Here is a 16,220-nt window from a genome sequence, read left to right on the forward strand (position 1 = left end):
GAGGCGGCAATCCGGAACAGACGCCGTCTCCCGTCGCAGAATTGAGGTATTCAGGTGGACCGTATGCATGATCTGATGGGATCTCCCTTCTTCATCATCGGGAACTCTCGCGCGCTTCACGGCGGGAAGGTGGCTACCTATCTCGTCGTACCGGACGATCGGAGGGCGGCGGATGAGACCAACAACGTCCGGAGACGGTTGACTGCCGGTGCGCCGGCGTGCGCACTCCTCAGCGAGCAGGGTCCCCCGCGGACGCTCGTCCTTGATAGCCAAGGAGATCTGTACGAGAATTCGCGGCTCGTGAAGTGGGTCCGTGACCTCGTTGCCGCGTGTACGACGGACGCCGAGGACGTGGAGAACTGGATCCCGTTGTTCTACGTGCGCCCTTCCGAAGGGGGTAAGACGTACAGCCTCTTCGGTCAAGTTCGCTTCAACGGGCAGGACGCGCTGTTCCTGAGGCTGGCCGAGGAAGAAACGGAGTCCGCAGGCGGTAGCTGGGACGACGACGTCCGGACCCTGTTTTCCCGCGCCTGCCGACTCCAGGACGCCGGGGCGCGAGCACTGGGGAATCCCCGGGGAACCTACCGCCGCCTTCTGCCGGACCGGGAACTCGAAACCAAGTACCAACTCCTGGCCCCTGTCGACCTCTGGGGTATAACAAGCGAATGTCATGCGCGCGTGGCCCGCGGGAAGCTCGACGGTTTCACGGTCGAGTTCGGTGACGAGCTCAAACGTTTCGACGCGTTGAATACCATGTATGAGATCACCGGACCTCCGGAACATCGCGGCTACATGTCCTTCTCGCCGACGGCGGCCGGCCCGTGGATCATCAAGAAGAAATGGTTCACGTCCGACGGCTACGACCGCGGGGAACGTATCTGGAGAACAGACGAACTCGCGGCCGGGACGTTCGAGGGTGAGCTGAACGAGCTGGGCCTGGACGGGCGGAGGCTGGGCGCTTTCAGACGGGTTTCCTACGAAGCGCACCTTGAATCCGGCAGGACCGGGCACGTCTACACCATCGTTGCCGACGAGTCGCGGGTCGAAGGCGACGGGGAGCAACCGACCTTGCGCCAATGCGAGGTGGAGTATGTACACACCAGGAGCTACCTGCCGCCAAACGAAGAATCGATCACACCTGAGCTCGAACGAGTGACAGAATTTCTCGGCGGAGTGCTGACGGATCTGGGCATCCGGCATGAGTCCACCTTCTATTCGAAGCTGAGCTTCATGCGGGACGCGACGCGACCATCGGCACTGGACGGTGTTACCGTGCCCTCGTGTTGATTCGGGTCACTGGCGTGCTGGTCGAAAATGACGAAATCCTGCTGCTCGATCAGGATGCCGATTCTGATCGAACGTGGAGTCTTCCGGGTGGAGCGGTGGAAGAGGGGGAAACGCTCAACGACGCACTCCGCCGAGAGATGCTGGAGGAGACCGGATTGGAAGTGAAGGTCCAGCGTCTCCTCTATGTGTCGGACTACTTCGGCGCCGGGAACCGTCACGTCGTACACATGATGTTCGAGGTCGCGCGGGTCGGCGGCAGTCTCGGCCGTGCTCGTTCCGACGCCGACTCCCACCCCATACGCGCCGTCCGTTACGTCGCCGTGACGTCGCTGGAGTCACTCGGCTTCAGTGGGCGATTCGCCCAGCTGGTGCAACTTGGCTTCCCCAATGCGGGAAGCTACGTCGGCGCCAAATCCTCGATCGGCTTGTGAGATCAACCGGCCTGGAAACCGGCGCAAACGGCTACGTGGCGCCGTGGGCTGCGGTCAGACCACAGTGCAGGCGACGCCGTTGAGGGTGAAGGCAGCCGGTTCGGCGGTGTTGCCGGTATGGGTGCCCTGGAAGCCGATCTCGACGGTGGCGCCGGGGGCCAGCGTGCCGTTGTAGTCGACGTTACGGGCGTTCACCGTCCCGCTGGAGGGCGAGTAGGTGGCGTTCCAGCCGGAGGTGATGGCCTGCCCGGAGGGCAGGGCGAAGCTCAGCGTCCAGCCGTTGATGGCCGAGGCGCCGGTGTTGGTGATGCTGACCGTCGCGGTGAAGCCCGAGCTCCAAGTGCTCATCGTGTAGCCGACCCTCGGCCCGGCGCCGGCGGAGGGAGTCGTCGGAGGCGGCGAGGTCGGGCCGGTCACGCTGGTGACCAGGGTCAGTACGCTGCGGGCGGGCAGCGTGGCGGTGACCGAGCCGTTGGCCATGCTCAGCGCGCTCTGTCGGGCGACGTTGTTGCCGGCGTCGGTCAGCCAGGCGGCGACGGTCCCGGACGTGGTGGTTCCGGCCAGGGTGAACTGCTGGCTCACCGCCGAGGTGTTCTTGTTGACCGCGACGATGACGACGGTGTCCCCGCCCCGGTACGCCGACACGAAGACGTTGGACGCCGGGTTCGCCGTCGCGTCGACCCGCACGTAGCCGGGCCGCACGAAACGGGAGAACTGCGCCATGACGGCGCCGCGCTTGCTGATCCGGCCGTCCTCGCGCATCGGGCCGTAACTGCGCCGCAGATACCACCAGACGTACGCCTGGAAGCCGGCGTCCACCATGGCGTGGTGCATGTGCTCCCCCACCTCCAGCGCCCCGGGCCAGGCATCGGCCGAATCGCTGCTGTTGGGGTAGTAGACCTCCGTCATCCACAGTTCCTTGCCACCTCCCTTCTGCTGGAACAGCGGGTAGGGGAAGTTGGCGTACGGCGTGCCGTACAGGTGCGCGCCGATGATGTCGACGTTGGCCAGGGCCGTGGCGTCGTTGAGGATCGGGTCCGACATCGACTTGATGTACTGGAAGGACTCGGGCGCGATGACCCGGGTGCTGATCGAGCCGGCGTTGGCCCGCAGGAACTGAACGATTTCGGCGGCGGTCCACCACGTCCAGGTCTCCGCATAGTCGGGCTCGTTCTGCACCGAAATGGCGTACAGGTCGACCCCGTTGTTGCGCATGTAGGTGGTGAAGTCGTTCAAATGCTGGGCGTACGCGGCGTACGAACTGTATTTCAGGCGCTTCCCGCGGCTGAAGGTCTCGGTCATGCCGGCGGGCGGGTTCCACGGCGAGGCGAAGACGGTCACCCCGAGCGCTACGGCCCGTTGCGCCGTGGCCAGATCACGGCCCCAGTCCGACTGATTCTCGTTGACCGGGATCCGCAGGATCGAGAACCCCAGCTGGCCGTCGCCGGCGCCGAACGCGGTGTCCCGTTGCGCCGCCGTCAGGTCGCCGATCCAGGCCGCGTGACACATGGCGCCGAAGCCCCGGATAGTCTGCCGCGGCGCCGACGGGTTGACGTTGGCCGCCGCGGCCGAGGCCTCGGTGGCCGTGAGGACCGACCCGGCGACCGCGACGACCGGCAGAGCTCCCAACGTCGTCAGGACGGTCCTGCGGCGCAGCGGCCGGGACGGCGGGGCCATCAGCTCATCATGGTTCTCGTTCATGGTCGATCCTCAGGTGAGAAGTCGAGGAATGGGAGCGCTCCCATTTATGTACGCCGATATTGCCAGCTTGTTTCCCGGTGCTCAAGAGGCCGCTTCCAAGACATTTATCGGCGGACGACGTAACAGTTTTTCCGCGGTCGGAATTCGCGCGATCCGGCGGCGGCCGTCGGCGTCATAGTTCCGCCGCACTGCGGTGCCGGGCCAGTTCGAGCTCGATGAAAGCGGTGATCATCGAGCGCCAGACCGCCTCGGCCACCGCGGGGTCGAGGCCCGCGGTGGTGGCCTTGGCGCGGACGGCGGCGATGACCTGGTCGACCCGGTCGGGTGCTCGGACGGCGTTCTCGTCGCGCTTGAAACCGGCTGCGGTCTCGACCAGCCGCTGGCGCTGGGCCAGCAGCGCCACAAGCTGGGTGTCGAGGTCATCGATGCGGGAGCGGACGCCGGCGAGGGATTCGGGTTCGGACACGGGAATCGCCAATCCTTTGGGTGGTCGACGCGCGGCAGGGAAGCCGAGATGAGCCGGTGACCGGACCCGCGGCCCATCGCGGGTCCGGTCACCGGAGTCCTTCAGCTCCCGGCGCAGGTTACCGTGGCGCCGCTGCCGTTTCCGGTGCCTTGGAAGCCGAAGGTGACGCTCTGGCCGGCGGCCAGCCGTCCGTTGTAGCTCTGGTTGGTGACGGTGACCGCGCCGCTGTTACCGCTCGCCACGGCGTTCCACAGTGAGCTGATGGACGCTCCGCCCGGCAGGCCGAGCGAGACGCGCCAACCGTTGAGCGAGGCCGAGCCGGCGGTGACGGTGACGTTGGCGACGAAGCCACCGTTCCACTGGTCCTGCACCGCGTAGGTGGCGGAGCAGCCCGTGCCCGGCTCCTCGGTGGGCGGCGGCGTGTCCCCGTCGAGGGTCAGGTTCTTTTGCTGGACCTGCCATTGGCCGCTGCGGCACAGACCGCAACCGGAACCGGCGAAGTTGGCGCCGGCGGTGGTGTCACCCTTGAGCCGCCACTTGAGGTAGAGCACCGCCACCCGGCCGAACTCGCCCCCGTTGGCCTGGTCGTAGGTGCCGCCGTGGCCGACGTTCAAGTTGCCCATGAAGGCGGGCAGCCCGGCCGGGAGTTTGCCCCAGTCGTCCATGGCGTTCGGATAGGCGATGTCGCTGGGCCCGCCGATGAAGTAGGCGATCGGCTTGGTCAGCCGGCGCAACTGGTAGTCGTCGGCGTCGTTGAGCAGCCCACTGCTGAAAATGGTGGTCGTGGTGACGCGCGGGTCGCTGGAGACCGCGTACGCCTCCAGCCCCCCGCACGAGAATCCGCCGACCGCCACCTTGCTGGTGTCGATTTTCCCGTAGTACTTGCTGCCGGACCGGGAGTTCTCGGCCACCGCCCAGTCGATGCTCTGCGTGAGCATCGCCGAGTTGGTCGAGCCGGAGGCGTTCGGGCCGCCGTTGGCGATGGCCAGGAAGCCGTGCGAGGCGATCTCACGCAGGAAGTTCTGCTGGGACAGCCCGTTGGCCGAGCAGCCGCCGTTGCCCCACACGAACAGGGGCATCGACTGCGACGGCAGGGTCTGCGGCCGGTAGATGGTGTGGTTGGACAGCCCGGCCGAGGTCTCGTAGTCGGCCGGGTAAGGGCCGGACCCGCCGACGGCCGCGTCGGCCGGGGCCGCGCCGAACGCGACGGCCGCGGCGGTGACGGAACCGAGAACGGCCGCCAGAAGCGCTCTTCTCATGTCGGTTCCCCTCATCGCTGCCGGGTCAGCAGGCCCGGACGCCACGGCAGGTTGTTGTAGTCGCCACCGGCGTTGGGGTTCTTGCCCTGGTAGAGCAGTTGCAGGTTGCACGGGTCGACCGTCTTGGTCTGGTCGGGGTTGCTCCGGACCAGGTCGCCGTGGCTGATGTCGTTGGTCCAGGTGGCGCCGCTGTTGGCCTTGCCCGCGAACGGGTTGCTCTCGGTGGCGGCGTTCGGGGTCCACGTGCCGTTGAGGCTGCTCGCGGTGAACGAGCGGAAGTAGCGCCCGTTCGCGCCGATGGCCTCGACGAGCATGAGGTACTGGTTCTGCCCGGCCACCTTGTACACCTCGACGCCCTCGAACAGGTTGTTCGTGGTGTCGCTCATGATCGTGGTGTAGGAGGCGCCGAAGCTGCCGGGGAAATTGCCGATCGGCATGCTCGCCCGGTAGATCTTGCCGTTGTCGCCGGCGAAGAACAGGTACATGTTCTGCCCGTCACCGATGAGCGTCTGGTCGATGACACCGTACGGGGCGTCGGAGATCGTCCCGGTGAACAACGTCTGCGCGCTGGACCAGCCGTTGGCGTTGGTCGGGTCGGTGGACGTCTTGTAGCTGAACGACGTCGGTCCCCACTGGTAGGCCAGCACCCAGATGTTCTTCGGCGCGAAGTAGAACAGCGTCGGCGCGACGGTGCCCTGGCTCATCGCGTTCTGGCTGGCCGAGGCCATGTCCGACCAATTGGTGAACAGGCCGAAGTTCATCGATCCGTACGAGCCGTTCGACACGTTCGACGCGTACACCAGGTGTTTGCCGTTGTAGACGACGTTGGTGAAGTCCTTGAGCGACGTCCAGCCGTTCTTGGGCTCGGCCAGCGCGCCGGTCGAGGTCCAGCGGTAGCTCGACGGCAGCGTGCACGTGGGATCCGTGGGTGGCGGGGTCGACGGCGGTGGCGTGGACGGCGGCGTCGTCGACGGCGGTGGGGTCGACGGCACGGTGCTTCCCGTGCAGGTCACACCGTTGAGCGCGAAGGTGGCCGGAACGGGGTTGCTGCCGGTCCACGACCCGTTGAAGCCGAACGACACCGTGCCGTTGGTCGCGATCGATCCGTTGTAGCCGGCGTTCTTGGCGGTCACGGCCGAGCCGCTCTGGGTCACCGTGGCGTTCCAGGCCTGCGTCACGCTCTGCCCGGCGGCGTACGACCAGGTCAGCGTCCAGCCGGACACTGCGTCGCCCAGGTTGGTGATCGACACGTTGGCGCCGAACCCGCCCTGCCACTGAGACGACACGGCGTAGGTCACGGAGCAGCCGGTCGCCGCGGCGCCGGCCGGCCCGGCCGCGGCGACGGCGGTCGACGCCAGCACGGCCGCGCCGGCCGACACTATAGCGATCTTGGTCGATCTCGACAGCTTCATGGAATCTCCTGACCTGGGGAAGGACAGCGGGGATGAGAGATTGACGCTTGTTATCGTTAACACGTCCTTCTGGCACGTTACGGGAGCGCTCCCATACCCTCAATAGGTCGGCCAGAATCGGCGGCGATCGATGCAAACGGGCGATTCGGCGCGGAGCGTCCTCGGTTGCGCATCCACCCCCGGATGCTACGTTCACAATCATGAACGTCGATGTCAGACGATCCTTGGCCCGGCCCGTCACCGCCGTTCTCGGCGCCGCCTGCCTGGTCCTGGCCGGGGTGCCGGTCGCCTCGGCCGCGACCGACCCCGGGACTCCGGCCGGAGCGCCGCCCGGCGTGTGCGCGGCTTCCACCCCGTCCGAGCCACCCCTTCCCGGCCCCACGCTGTCCGCCTCTCGGGTGCAGGGCGGCTTCGCCTTCCTCGAAGGGCCCGTGTGGATCGACCAGCCGGGCCATCTGCTCGTCTCCGATCTCCGCCCGGCCGCCGGCGCCCAGCAGGTCCAGCCGTCGACCATCCACCGGCTGACCCCCGGCGCGCCGGCTGAGACCTTCGTGGCCGCCTCGGGCAGCAACGGCCTGGCGCTGAGCCCGGACGGGCAGCAGATCATCGGGGCGACGCATGACAACCGCGGCGTCTCCGCGTTCCGGCTCTCCGACGGCGCCCGCACGGTGGTCGCGGCGAACTTCCAGGGCCGGGCGTTCAACTCGCCGAACGACGTCACGGTCCGCGCCGACGGCGTCGTCTACTTCACCGATCCCAATTTCCAGCGGGGCCGCCGCAGCGACGAGATGCGCGGCCGCACCGGGGTTTTCCGGGTCGTGAACGGCCAGGTGGGACTCGTCGACGACACCGTGCGCCAGCCCAACGGCATCGCCCTGTCGCCCGACGGTCGTACGCTGTACGTCGGCGCGTACGGGGAGAACGTCATCTACGCGTATGCCGTGCAGCCCGACGGCAGCACCGGCGCGCGCAGGGTTTTCGCTTCCATCGGCAGCCCGGACGGGGTCACGGTCGACTGCGCGGGCAACGTCTACTGGGTGTCGCACAACGAGGGCCGGGTGCACGTCTTCACGCCCGCCGGCGCCGAGCTCGGCACCATCACGGCCGGCCCGGAGGCGACCAACGCGGCGTTCGGCGGGCCGGAGCGGCGCACGCTCTACATCACGGCCGGGCGCAGCGGCGACTACGGAATCGCCGCCATCGAGCTGGGCGTGCCGGGCTATCCATACTGAAAGCCTGCTCCTCCCGGGCGCCCCGTGGCGTCTTCCGGCCGGGCGGCCCGCCGGACCCGGGTGCGGCCGACGGCCGGTTCGGCCGGGCCGGACGGCAGGCCGGCGGACAGGTCGGCGACGGTGTGCGCCCGGATACCGGTGACCGGCCCGTCGGTGACACCCGCCGCGACGGTCCGGACGTGTTCCTGCGCCGTGCCGGCCAGGCCGTCGTAGACGGCGACGAACAAATCCCGGGCGGGTTGCCGCAGCCACCCCGCCGGTAGCAGGTGAAGGGGCAGGCGTGGGTCGAGAACGGGCAGACGCCGATAGGTGTCCATCACCTCGGTGCGGAACCGCACCGCCTCGGCCCCGGCCGGCTGCTCGGCGGCGATCCGGGCCGGCACGTGGCGCCAACGGTCGAGGAATTTCTCGTACTCGCGGGCGATGGCGGCGATGTCCCAGGCCTCCACCGGGTTCCGGTGGGGGCCGGCGCCGAGCTCGACGTGCTTGGCGCGGAACACCGTCATCGCGCCGGGCGCGATGAGGGCGAACTGCTCCCGGGCCTTCTCCGGCAGATCGTGCGGCGAGATCCACAGACCGTCGTACAGCGGGGCGTACCCCATCCAGCGCAGCCTGTTGCGGAGCTCCTGCCGCCGGGCCCGTTCCGACTGAGGCAACGAGAAGGCGATCAGCGTCCAGTGCTCGTCCCACGGTTCGGCGCCGGTGGCCGCCGAGGCGATCCAGCTGCCGCCGACGGCCAGGAAGTCGGCCGCCTCCGGGGTGAGCCGGTAGGCGCTCCGCCGCCCCTGACGCCGTACCTGCAGCACCCCGCGTCGGGCGAGCCGGCTGATAGCGGTGCGGGCCCCGGCCGGGCTCACGCCGGCCTCGGCGAGCAGGGCCACGATGGCGGCCGACGGCAGCTCGGCCCGGGTGCGCAGGGTGTAGTCGGCCAGCAGGGTCACCGTCAGATCCTGCGGCGAGTTGCCGGCCTGGCGGCGCGGCAGGCGCACCGTACCCGCCGCGTCGTCCGGGAAGATCTCGTCGATGTCGTACGGGCTGGTCACGCGACGGCTCCGGCATAGTCGGGGGCTGACGACTACCGAAGATCCTCCCACGCCACCGATGGGGACGGCGCGCCTCGCGCCGTCCCCACCGGGGCTTACCTCAGCCGGCGACGCAGGCGGAGCCGTTGAGCGCGTACGCCGTGGGGGCGCCGTTGTTGCCGGAGTGGGTGGCCTGGAATCCGACCGTGGTCGACGCGCCGGGCGCCAGGCTGCCGTTGTAGCCGGCGTTGGTCGCCGTGACCCGTCCCGAGGCCGGTGCGTACGAGGCGCTCCAGCCGCCGGTGATGGTCTGGCCCGAGGGCAGGTCGAAGGCGAGCTGCCAGCCGTTGATCGCGGCGCTGCCGGTGTTGGTGATGGTGAGGTTCGCGGTCAGCCCGTTGTTCCAGGCGTTGACCGTGGCGGTGACCCGGCACGCCGAGGTCGCCGGCGGGGTCGTCGGAGGCGTGGTGGGCGGGGTCGTGGGAGGAGTGGTGGGCGGGGTCGTCGGAGGAGTCGTGGGGGTGGTCAGGCCGAAGAAGGCGACGGCGGCGGCCGCCATCCCGCTGCTGGGCAGGGAGTGCCCGGCGCCCTGGATGCTGTACGCCTCGACCTGCACCGTGCCCGACGCGTCGGCCCAGCGGCGGCGGTTCCAGCCCGACTGCGGAGTGTCGCTGGACGTGGGGGTCGTGCTCAGCCCGAAGACGTTGGTCCACTGCTCGACCGATTCCTGCAGCAGCGAGTACGGCACGAGGGTGTCGCTGGTGCCGTGCCAGAGCTGGACGCGGGGGCGGGCGCCGCTGAATCCGGGGTTCACCTGGCGCACGGCGTCGCCCCACTGCTGAGGTGTGCGGTTCATGCTGCCGCCCGTGCACTGGCCGCCCGGCGGGTAGTCGGCCGCGTTGGCGAAGCAGTTGAACGGCACGCCCATGAAGGACGCGCCGGCCTTGAACAGGTCGGGGTAGAGAGCGAGCATGTGCTGGGTCATCATGCCGCCGGAGGAGCTGCCGGTGGCGTACACCCGGGTCAGGTCGCCGCCGTAACGCTGACCGGCGTAGGCCACCATCGAGGCGATCGAGACCGGGTCGCTGCCGCCGTTGCGCTGTTTGGACGCCGCCGACCACGTGTCGAAGCACTTGCCGAAGCCGGCCTCCTGCATCGCCGACGGGTAGATCACGAGGAATCCGTACCGGTCGGCCAGCGAGGCGAACTCGCTGCCCGAGTAGAAGCCGGGCCCGGAACCGCCGCAGCCGTGCATGGCGACCACGATCGCCGGGTTGGCCGGGCGGGAGTCCGGCACGTAGATGTGCATGCGCATGCCGCCCGGGTTGCTGCCGAAGCTGGTCACCTCGGTCAGCGAGGCCGCGAGCGCCGCACGGGGCGCCGAGACGGCGAGACCGGCCACGGCCAGCAGGGCGGCCAGGCCGTACAACACACTTCGTCTGATCTTCATAGTCGTCACTCCTGGAGCACGTCGGGCCCGCGCCGGAGAAGTCACGCCCGCGCAAAAGCCCATGAGGGGATGGCGGCCGAGCCCGCGGTGGTCACCGGCGCCGAACGCCGGTGAGACGTGCGGGTGATCTGCCCTGTCCTCACCCGTACGGGCGCCGTGATCAGCGCCGACCGCCGTGCCACGGCCGTGTCGCGCACCGGCGGACACGCGTCGTATGGCACTTAGCGTGCACCCGGACCTCTCAACTGTCAATCGACGTACGGCGATGGGTCGAAGTGATTCCTGCGGGCGCCTAGGATGCGGGCATGGAGTTGCATACGGACCGGCCGCATCCTGCCCGGGTGTACAACTTTCTTCTCGGCGGCGACGTCTACTTCGAAGCCGACCGGATAGCCGCTGAGCAGGGAATGAAGTCCAACCCGGCCAGCCGCGTGCCGCCCCGGGAGAACCGGGCTTTTCTTCGCCGAGCCGTCCGATACCTCGCCGCCGAGCAGGGCATCGACCAGTTCCTCGACATCGGAACCGGCATCCCGAGCGCGCCCAATGTCCATCACGTCGCGCAGGCCGTGCATCCGGCGGCGCGGGTGATCTACGTCGACCACGATCCGATCGTGCTGGCCCACGCACAAGGCCTGCTGGACGGGGATCCGGCCGGCGTGACCGACTTCGTTCAGGCCGACCTGCTCCACCCGGCGGAGATCCTGACCGCCCCGCAAGTCCGAGCGGTCCTCGACTTCCAACGTCCGGTCGGGCTTCTGCTGGTCGCGGTCCTGCATTTCATCGGTGACGACCAGGACCCGTACGGGATCGTGCGTACCCTGACCGAGGCGCTGCCACCGGGCAGTTTCGTCGCCTTGTCCCACCTGACCGGCGATTTCGCTCCCGAGTCGTGGGCGGCGGTGACCGAGATCTACCGGCGGCAGGGCGTGACCATGCGGGTGCGGTCCCGGGCCGAGATCGAAGGCTTCTTCGACGGACTTGACCTGGTCGATCCGGGACTGCAGGTGCTCACCCAGTGGCGTCCACAGCCCGGCGAGTCCAGCACCGAGCCGGATGCCGCTGTCTCGGTCTATGGCGGGGTTGCTCGGGTTCGATGAAGAGGTTCGGGGCCGGCCTGTTGGTCGCCGGCTCGCGGCGCGCTCTGTTCCGGCGACCGCGTCGCCCGGTCATCACCCGGTCGGCCTCGCGTCGGCGCCGCGGCCCAGGCGATAGAAGGAGCGAGCGGTGCCGGACAGCACGGCGCCGGTCTCCTCGGGTGAGCAGCCGGACAGCAGATCCTCGATCGTCGCGGCCCACCGGTCCCAGCCGCCGGCCAGCGTGCAGACCGGCCAGTCGGATCCGAACATCAGCCGCCGCGGACCGAACGCGGACAGCAGCACCTCGACGACCGGCCGGATGTCGGCCGGGCTCCAGAGCGCATGGTCGGCCTCGGTGATCAGTCCGGAGACCTTGCACGTCACCTGCTCATGGTGGGCCAGGCGGCGCAGCTGCCGTTCCCAGTCCGCGAGATCGCCACCGGCGATCGGTGGCTTGCCCGCGTGGTCGAGGACGATCGGCAGCTCCGGTAGCCGTTCGGCCAGGCGGATGGCCTGCGGGAACTGGTGGCTGCGGATGAGGAGGTCGTATCCGAGCCCGCGGTGCCGGGCCGCCCGCAGCCCGCGCTCGACGTCCGGGCGCTGCAGCCAGCCGGGGTCCGGTTCGCCTTGGACGAGATGGCGCAGACCGCGCAGGTACGCGCCGCCCGGCCTCGCGCTCAGCTCGTCGAGAACGTCGCCGACGGCCGGCGATGTCAGGTCCACCCAGCCGACCACGGCTCCGATCAACGGGTCCTCGGCGGCCAGCGCCAGCAGCTCCCTCGTCTCGTCGACCGAATCCAGGCAGTGCACCAGCACCGTGGTCCGCAACCGACGGCCGGCGATCGGCCGGGTGGCCGCCGCGGTCAGATCCGCGGTGTCGAAGGTCCGGCGGATCGGCTGGTGGGCAGGCTCGTCCAGCCAGGGCTGCGGGCGCCGGTCCAGATCCCACAGATGGTGGTGGGCGTCGACCAGGCCGGGGTCAGGCAACACGGGAGGACCACACCGGTCCGTCGGGATATGCGTACTCCTTGAGCGCCTGCGGCAGCATCTGCGCGCTGAGCCCGGGCCGGGCCGGGGCCTGATAACAGCCGTCGCGTAGACGTACCGGGTCGACGAAATGCTCGTGCAGATGGTCGACGTACTCGATCACCCGGTCCTCGACGGTGCCCGAGACCGCGACGTAGTCGAACATCGCCAGATGCTGCACCATCTCGCACAGGCCGACGCCGCCCGCGTGCGGGCACACAGGGACGCCGAACTTCGCCGCCAGCAGCAGGATCGCGATGTTCTCGTTGATGCCGCCGACCCGCGCGGCGTCGATCTGCACGATGTCCACGGCGCCGGCCTGCAGCAATTGCTTGAAGATGACCCGGTTGGCGACGTGCTCGCCGGTGGCCACCTTGATCGGGTGCACCCCGGCCCGCACGGCGGCGTGCCCGAGGATGTCGTCGGGCGAGGTGGGCTCTTCGATCCAGTACGGCCGGCCGGGGGCGAGGGCCCGCATCCATTCGATCGCCGGCGCGACGTCCCAGCGCTGGTTGGCGTCGACGGCGATCCGGACGTCCGGGCCGACCGCGGCCCGGGCGGCTCGCATCCGGCGGATGTCGTCCTCGAGCGACGCGCCGACCTTCAGCTTGATCTGGGTGAAACCGTCGGCCACCGCCTCCTGCGCGAGTCTGGTCAGCTTCTCGTCGGAGTAGCCGAGCCAGCCCGGTGTGGTGGTGTACGCCGGGTAGCCGGTCTCGATGAGCCGCGCCGTGCGCTCCGACCGTCCTGGCTCGGCCCGGCGCAGCAACTCAAGCGCGTCCTGCGGGGTGAGCGCGTCGCTGAGCCAGCGGAAGTCCACCTGCGACACGATCTCCTCGGGTGGCATCTGGCTGAGGAAGCGCCACACCGGCAGGCCGGCCCGTTTCGCGGCCAGGTCCCACGCCGCGTTCACCACCGCTGCGGTGGCCATGTGGATGACGCCCTTCTCCGGCCCGAGCCAGCGCAGCTGCGGGTCGTGGGTCAGGCCGCGAGCGAAGCCGCCCAGGTCCGAGCAGACGTCGCCCACCTCCCGACCGACCACGTACGGCGCCAGCGCGGCGATGGCGGCCGCCTGTACATCGTTGCCCCGTCCCGTGGTGAAGGCCAGCGCGTGGCCCTCCAGACCGTCCGGCGCGTCGGTCCGGAGGATCACGTAGGCCGCGGAATAGTCCGGTTCGGGATTCATGGCGTCGGATCCGTCGAGGTGCTCCGAGGTCGGGAAGCGCACGTCGAGCACGTCAAGGCCGGTGATCGAAGCAGCGCGAACAGCAGTCATGGGATCACTCCGGTCGTCAGTCTTGGGCTTTGCCCGAGGTGATCCTCGAGAGCACGAGGGCGATCAGGATGATCGCGCCGTTCAGGGCGCCGATCCATTGCGCCGGCACGGACGCCAGGGTCAGCACGTTCTGGATCAGATAGAGCAGCAGGATGCCGGTGAAGGCCCCGAACACGGTGCCCTTGCCCCCGTTGAGGCTGACGCCGCCGATCACCGCCGCGGCGAAGACGGTGAAGATGTAGCCGTTTCCCTGGGCCGCGGCGACCGATGCCAGTCGCCCGGACAGGAGCAGACCACCCAGGGCGGCCAGGACGCTGGCCACGATCAGCACGATGGCCAGAACCCGCTCGACGCGGATGCCCGCGGCCCGGGCGGCGTCGGCGTTGCCGCCGATGGCATAGAGAGCACGACCGAACCGGGTGTAGCCGAGCACCACGACGCCGGCCGCGAAAAGCACCAGGCACAGCCACACCGACGCCGGCAGCCCGAGCCACACGGCCGTGCCGAGGTACATCATCGACGAGGGCAGGCCGAAGAACGTCTGGCCGCCGGAGATGCCGGTGAGCAGGCCGCGGAGCACGATCAGCATGCCCAGGGTCACGATGAATCCGTTGAGCCCGAACCGCACGATCAGAACTGCGTTGGCGGCGCCGACCAGAACACCGACCAGCAACGTGATGGGCACCGCCCAGACGCCGGAGAGCGCGCCGAGGCCGTGTCCGGCGCCGGCGGCCACGGTCAGCCACGCCGCGATGCCGGGCGCGAGGCCGAAGGTCGACTCCAGGGACAGGTCCATCTTGCCCGCGACGAGGACGAGCGTCTGCGCCAGCACCAGCAGGGCGATCTCCGACATCGTCTGCAGGATGTTGATCAGGTTGTCGCGGTTGAGGAACACCGGGCTGACCAGTTGCCCGATGACGGCGATGGCCACGATCGCCGGCACCAGCACCAGATCGCGCAGCCGGGCCAGCCGGAGCCCGGCGGGGCGGCGGCCGGAGCGCGGCGGGTCGGGGGCGTCGCGCTGGGATGCCTGCGCGGTTGCGGTGTCAGACATGCCGGTTCAATCCTTCCATCGCGGCCACGAGTTCGTGGTCATGCCAGCCCCGTGGCATCTCGGCGACGAGGCGCCCCTGAAACAGCACCAGGACCCGATCGCAGGGGCGCAGGTCGTCCAGCTCGTCCGAGGCGACGAGCACGGCGGTGCCGCCATCGGCCGCCTCGTCGACCTTGCTGAGCAGGAACTGTTTGGACCGGACGTCGACGCCCGCGGTCGGGTTGATCAGCACCAGCAGGCGCGGATGACTGGCCAGAGCGCGCGCCATGACCACCTTCTGCTGGTTGCCCCCGGAGAGAGCACGTACCGCGAGCTCCGGACCGGTGGTCTTGATCGCCAGGCTCTCGATCATGGCGCGCGCCTCCGCGTCGGTCCGGCGCCGGCTGATCAGGCCGGCCCGCCCCAGGCGCCCGGCGATCGTCATGGTGGCGTTGTCGGCGATCGACATGTCGGCGACGAAGCCCTGGCGGTGCCGGTCCTGCGGGACGAAGCCGATACCCGCGGCGAGACCGGCGCCGACGTCGCCGGGTTTGACCCGCGTGACGCCGACGGTGGTCGTCCCGGACGCGGGTCGCCGCAGCCCGACGACGGTCTCGGCCAGCTCGGTCCGCCCGCTGCCGCCGGCTCCGGCCACGCCGACGATCTCGCCCGGCCGGATCTCGAGGCTCAGCTCGGCGAAATTGTCCCCGCTGAGATCACTGACCTGCAGCGTGGGCATCACGGCGGCGCTGACCGCCGGCCGTTCCCGGTTCGCCGTCAAGCCGCCCGCGTCGCCGGTCATCGCGGCGACGAGATCGGCGTGCGGCAACTCGGCGACCGGTGCGGTGACGATCCAGCGGGCATCCCGGAAGACCGTCACCGTGTCGCAGATGTCGTAGACCTCTTGCAGGTGGTGGCTGATGAACAGGAAGGTGACCCGCTGCGCCTGCAACTCGCGGATCTTGCTGAACAGGCGGGCGATCGCGGCCGCGTCCAGCTGGGCGGTGGGCTCGTCGAGGATGATGAACCGCGCCCCGAAGGACAGCGCGCGGGCGATCTCGACGAACTGCCGCTGCTCCACCGAGAGGTCGCCGGCCAGGGTACGGGCGTCGACGTCCACCCCGTACGTGGCCAGCAGCTCCCGCGCCCGCCGCCGTACCCCCGGCCAGTCCAGCAGACCGGCGCGACCGCGATCCTGCCGGTTGAGGAAGAGGTTCTCGGCCACCGACAGCGAGCCGATGATGGTCGACTTCTGATAGACGCAGGCCACCTCGCGGCGCCACCCGTCCCGGTCGCTGATCCTCGGCGCCGGCCGCCCGCCGAACCGCAGCCGGCCGGCGTCCGGTTGCTGCAGTCCGGTGAGGATCGAGACCAGCGTCGACTTCCCGGCCCCGTTACGGCCCACCAGCGCGTGCGTCTGCCCCGGCTGCACGACCAGGCCGGCGTCGTGAAGGGCCACGGTCGATCCGAACCGTTTGCTGATCTTCGTCGCCTCCACCACGGGCGGGGCGGCCTCTCGGTTGTCACTCATCTCGTGGTGCCTCCGCTC

Annotated in this window: 14 protein-coding genes; 4 read left to right on the plus strand and 10 right to left on the minus strand. The window is 69.4% G+C overall.

The features are described 5' to 3' along the window. The first annotated feature begins 63 nt into the window (after window positions 1-63). Together AB0J66_RS44465 and AB0J66_RS44470 are read left to right on the plus strand one after the other, a co-directional pair. Complete coding sequence (locus AB0J66_RS44465; protein ID WP_364673983.1) at window positions 64-1,287, plus strand: hypothetical protein; 1,224 nt, start codon at window positions 64-66, stop codon at window positions 1,285-1,287. Further along, window positions 1,281-1,718 carry an NUDIX hydrolase gene (locus tag AB0J66_RS44470; protein WP_364673985.1) on the plus strand — a complete coding sequence of 146 codons (438 nt, stop codon included), beginning with the start codon at window positions 1,281-1,283 and terminating at the stop codon, window positions 1,716-1,718. The genes AB0J66_RS44465 and AB0J66_RS44470 overlap by 7 nt, the downstream gene beginning before the upstream one ends. Window positions 1,719-1,772: 54 nt before the next feature. Here AB0J66_RS44470 and AB0J66_RS44475 read toward each other — a convergent pair whose 3' ends face one another. The 4 genes from AB0J66_RS44475 to AB0J66_RS44490 all read right to left on the minus strand — a co-directional run bounded on the left by AB0J66_RS44475 (window position 1,773) and on the right by AB0J66_RS44490 (window position 6,556). Beyond that, complete coding sequence (locus tag AB0J66_RS44475) at window positions 1,773-3,419, minus strand: cellulose binding domain-containing protein (RefSeq protein WP_364673988.1); 1,647 nt, start codon at window positions 3,417-3,419, stop codon at window positions 1,773-1,775. 172 nt (window positions 3,420-3,591) lie between these two features. Beyond that, window positions 3,592-3,885, minus strand: coding sequence for a chorismate mutase (locus AB0J66_RS44480; RefSeq protein WP_364673990.1), 294 nt, complete (start codon window positions 3,883-3,885; stop codon window positions 3,592-3,594). A 101-nt stretch (window positions 3,886-3,986) separates the two neighbouring features. After that, the gene (locus AB0J66_RS44485; RefSeq protein ID WP_364673993.1) at window positions 3,987-5,144 is read right to left on the minus strand and encodes a cellulose binding domain-containing protein; all 1,158 of its coding nucleotides are present in this window, start codon (window positions 5,142-5,144) and stop codon (window positions 3,987-3,989) included. A gap of 11 nt (window positions 5,145-5,155) precedes the next feature. After that, window positions 5,156-6,556: a non-reducing end alpha-L-arabinofuranosidase family hydrolase gene (locus AB0J66_RS44490; RefSeq protein ID WP_364673995.1), complete on the minus strand. Its 1,401-nt coding sequence runs from the start codon at window positions 6,554-6,556 to the stop codon at window positions 5,156-5,158. A gap of 200 nt (window positions 6,557-6,756) precedes the next feature. Between AB0J66_RS44490 and AB0J66_RS44495 the strand changes: the two genes are divergently transcribed. Next, window positions 6,757-7,788 carry an SMP-30/gluconolactonase/LRE family protein gene (locus tag AB0J66_RS44495; RefSeq protein WP_364673997.1) on the plus strand — a complete coding sequence of 344 codons (1,032 nt, stop codon included), beginning with the start codon at window positions 6,757-6,759 and terminating at the stop codon, window positions 7,786-7,788. Here AB0J66_RS44495 and AB0J66_RS44500 read toward each other — a convergent pair. Continuing rightward, complete coding sequence (locus AB0J66_RS44500; protein WP_364674000.1) at window positions 7,776-8,831, minus strand: PaaX family transcriptional regulator C-terminal domain-containing protein; 1,056 nt, start codon at window positions 8,829-8,831, stop codon at window positions 7,776-7,778. The two genes, AB0J66_RS44495 and AB0J66_RS44500, sit on opposite strands and share 13 nt — an antisense overlap. Before the next feature lie 100 nt (window positions 8,832-8,931). Further along, complete coding sequence (locus tag AB0J66_RS44505; RefSeq protein WP_364674003.1) at window positions 8,932-10,260, minus strand: PHB depolymerase family esterase; 1,329 nt, start codon at window positions 10,258-10,260, stop codon at window positions 8,932-8,934. A gap of 305 nt (window positions 10,261-10,565) precedes the next feature. Here AB0J66_RS44505 and AB0J66_RS44510 point away from each other — a divergent pair, with 305 nt between their 5' ends. Further along, entirely contained in the window at window positions 10,566-11,357 is a 792-nt protein-coding gene (locus AB0J66_RS44510) for an SAM-dependent methyltransferase (protein WP_364674006.1), read from the plus strand. A gap of 72 nt (window positions 11,358-11,429) precedes the next feature. Here the strand turns inward: AB0J66_RS44510 and AB0J66_RS44515 are convergent, their stop codons facing one another. From AB0J66_RS44515 to AB0J66_RS44530, 4 genes are read right to left on the minus strand one after another with little or no spacing between them, the layout of a single operon-like run. After that, entirely contained in the window at window positions 11,430-12,326 is an 897-nt protein-coding gene (locus AB0J66_RS44515; RefSeq protein WP_364674008.1) for an amidohydrolase family protein, read from the minus strand. Then, the gene (locus AB0J66_RS44520; protein ID WP_364674011.1) at window positions 12,316-13,638 is read right to left on the minus strand and encodes an enolase C-terminal domain-like protein; all 1,323 of its coding nucleotides are present in this window, start codon (window positions 13,636-13,638) and stop codon (window positions 12,316-12,318) included. The genes AB0J66_RS44515 and AB0J66_RS44520 overlap by 11 nt, the downstream gene beginning before the upstream one ends. A 16-nt stretch (window positions 13,639-13,654) precedes the next feature. Beyond that, window positions 13,655-14,692 (minus strand): ABC transporter permease, encoded by a 1,038-nt coding sequence (locus tag AB0J66_RS44525; RefSeq protein ID WP_364674014.1) that lies wholly within the window; start codon window positions 14,690-14,692, stop codon window positions 13,655-13,657. After that, on the minus strand, window positions 14,685-16,202 hold the full coding sequence (locus AB0J66_RS44530; protein WP_364674016.1) for a sugar ABC transporter ATP-binding protein: 1,518 nt from the start codon (window positions 16,200-16,202) through the stop codon (window positions 14,685-14,687). Before AB0J66_RS44530 ends, AB0J66_RS44525 begins: the two co-directional genes overlap by 8 nt. Window positions 16,203-16,220: the final 18 nt, after the last annotated feature.

This window comes from Actinoplanes sp. NPDC049598 (assembly GCF_040675435.1).
Taxonomy (GTDB): Bacteria; Actinomycetota; Actinomycetes; order Mycobacteriales; family Micromonosporaceae; genus Actinoplanes.

Coding starts and splice junctions, on each gene's coding strand:
- AB0J66_RS44465 (WP_364673983.1), top strand. CDS start 64: ATGCATGATCTGATGGGATCTCCCTTCTTCATCATCGGGAACTCTCGC.
- AB0J66_RS44475 (WP_364673988.1), bottom strand. CDS start 3,419: ATGAACGAGAACCATGATGAGCTGATGGCCCCGCCGTCCCGGCCGCTG.
- AB0J66_RS44485 (WP_364673993.1), bottom strand. CDS start 5,144: ATGAGAAGAGCGCTTCTGGCGGCCGTTCTCGGTTCCGTCACCGCCGCG.
- AB0J66_RS44490 (WP_364673995.1), bottom strand. CDS start 6,556: ATGAAGCTGTCGAGATCGACCAAGATCGCTATAGTGTCGGCCGGCGCG.
- AB0J66_RS44495 (WP_364673997.1), top strand. CDS start 6,757: ATGAACGTCGATGTCAGACGATCCTTGGCCCGGCCCGTCACCGCCGTT.
- AB0J66_RS44505 (WP_364674003.1), bottom strand. CDS start 10,260: ATGAAGATCAGACGAAGTGTGTTGTACGGCCTGGCCGCCCTGCTGGCC.
- AB0J66_RS44510 (WP_364674006.1), top strand. CDS start 10,566: ATGGAGTTGCATACGGACCGGCCGCATCCTGCCCGGGTGTACAACTTT.
- AB0J66_RS44520 (WP_364674011.1), bottom strand. CDS start 13,638: ATGACTGCTGTTCGCGCTGCTTCGATCACCGGCCTTGACGTGCTCGAC.
- AB0J66_RS44525 (WP_364674014.1), bottom strand. CDS start 14,692: ATGTCTGACACCGCAACCGCGCAGGCATCCCAGCGCGACGCCCCCGAC.
- AB0J66_RS44530 (WP_364674016.1), bottom strand. CDS start 16,202: ATGAGTGACAACCGAGAGGCCGCCCCGCCCGTGGTGGAGGCGACGAAG.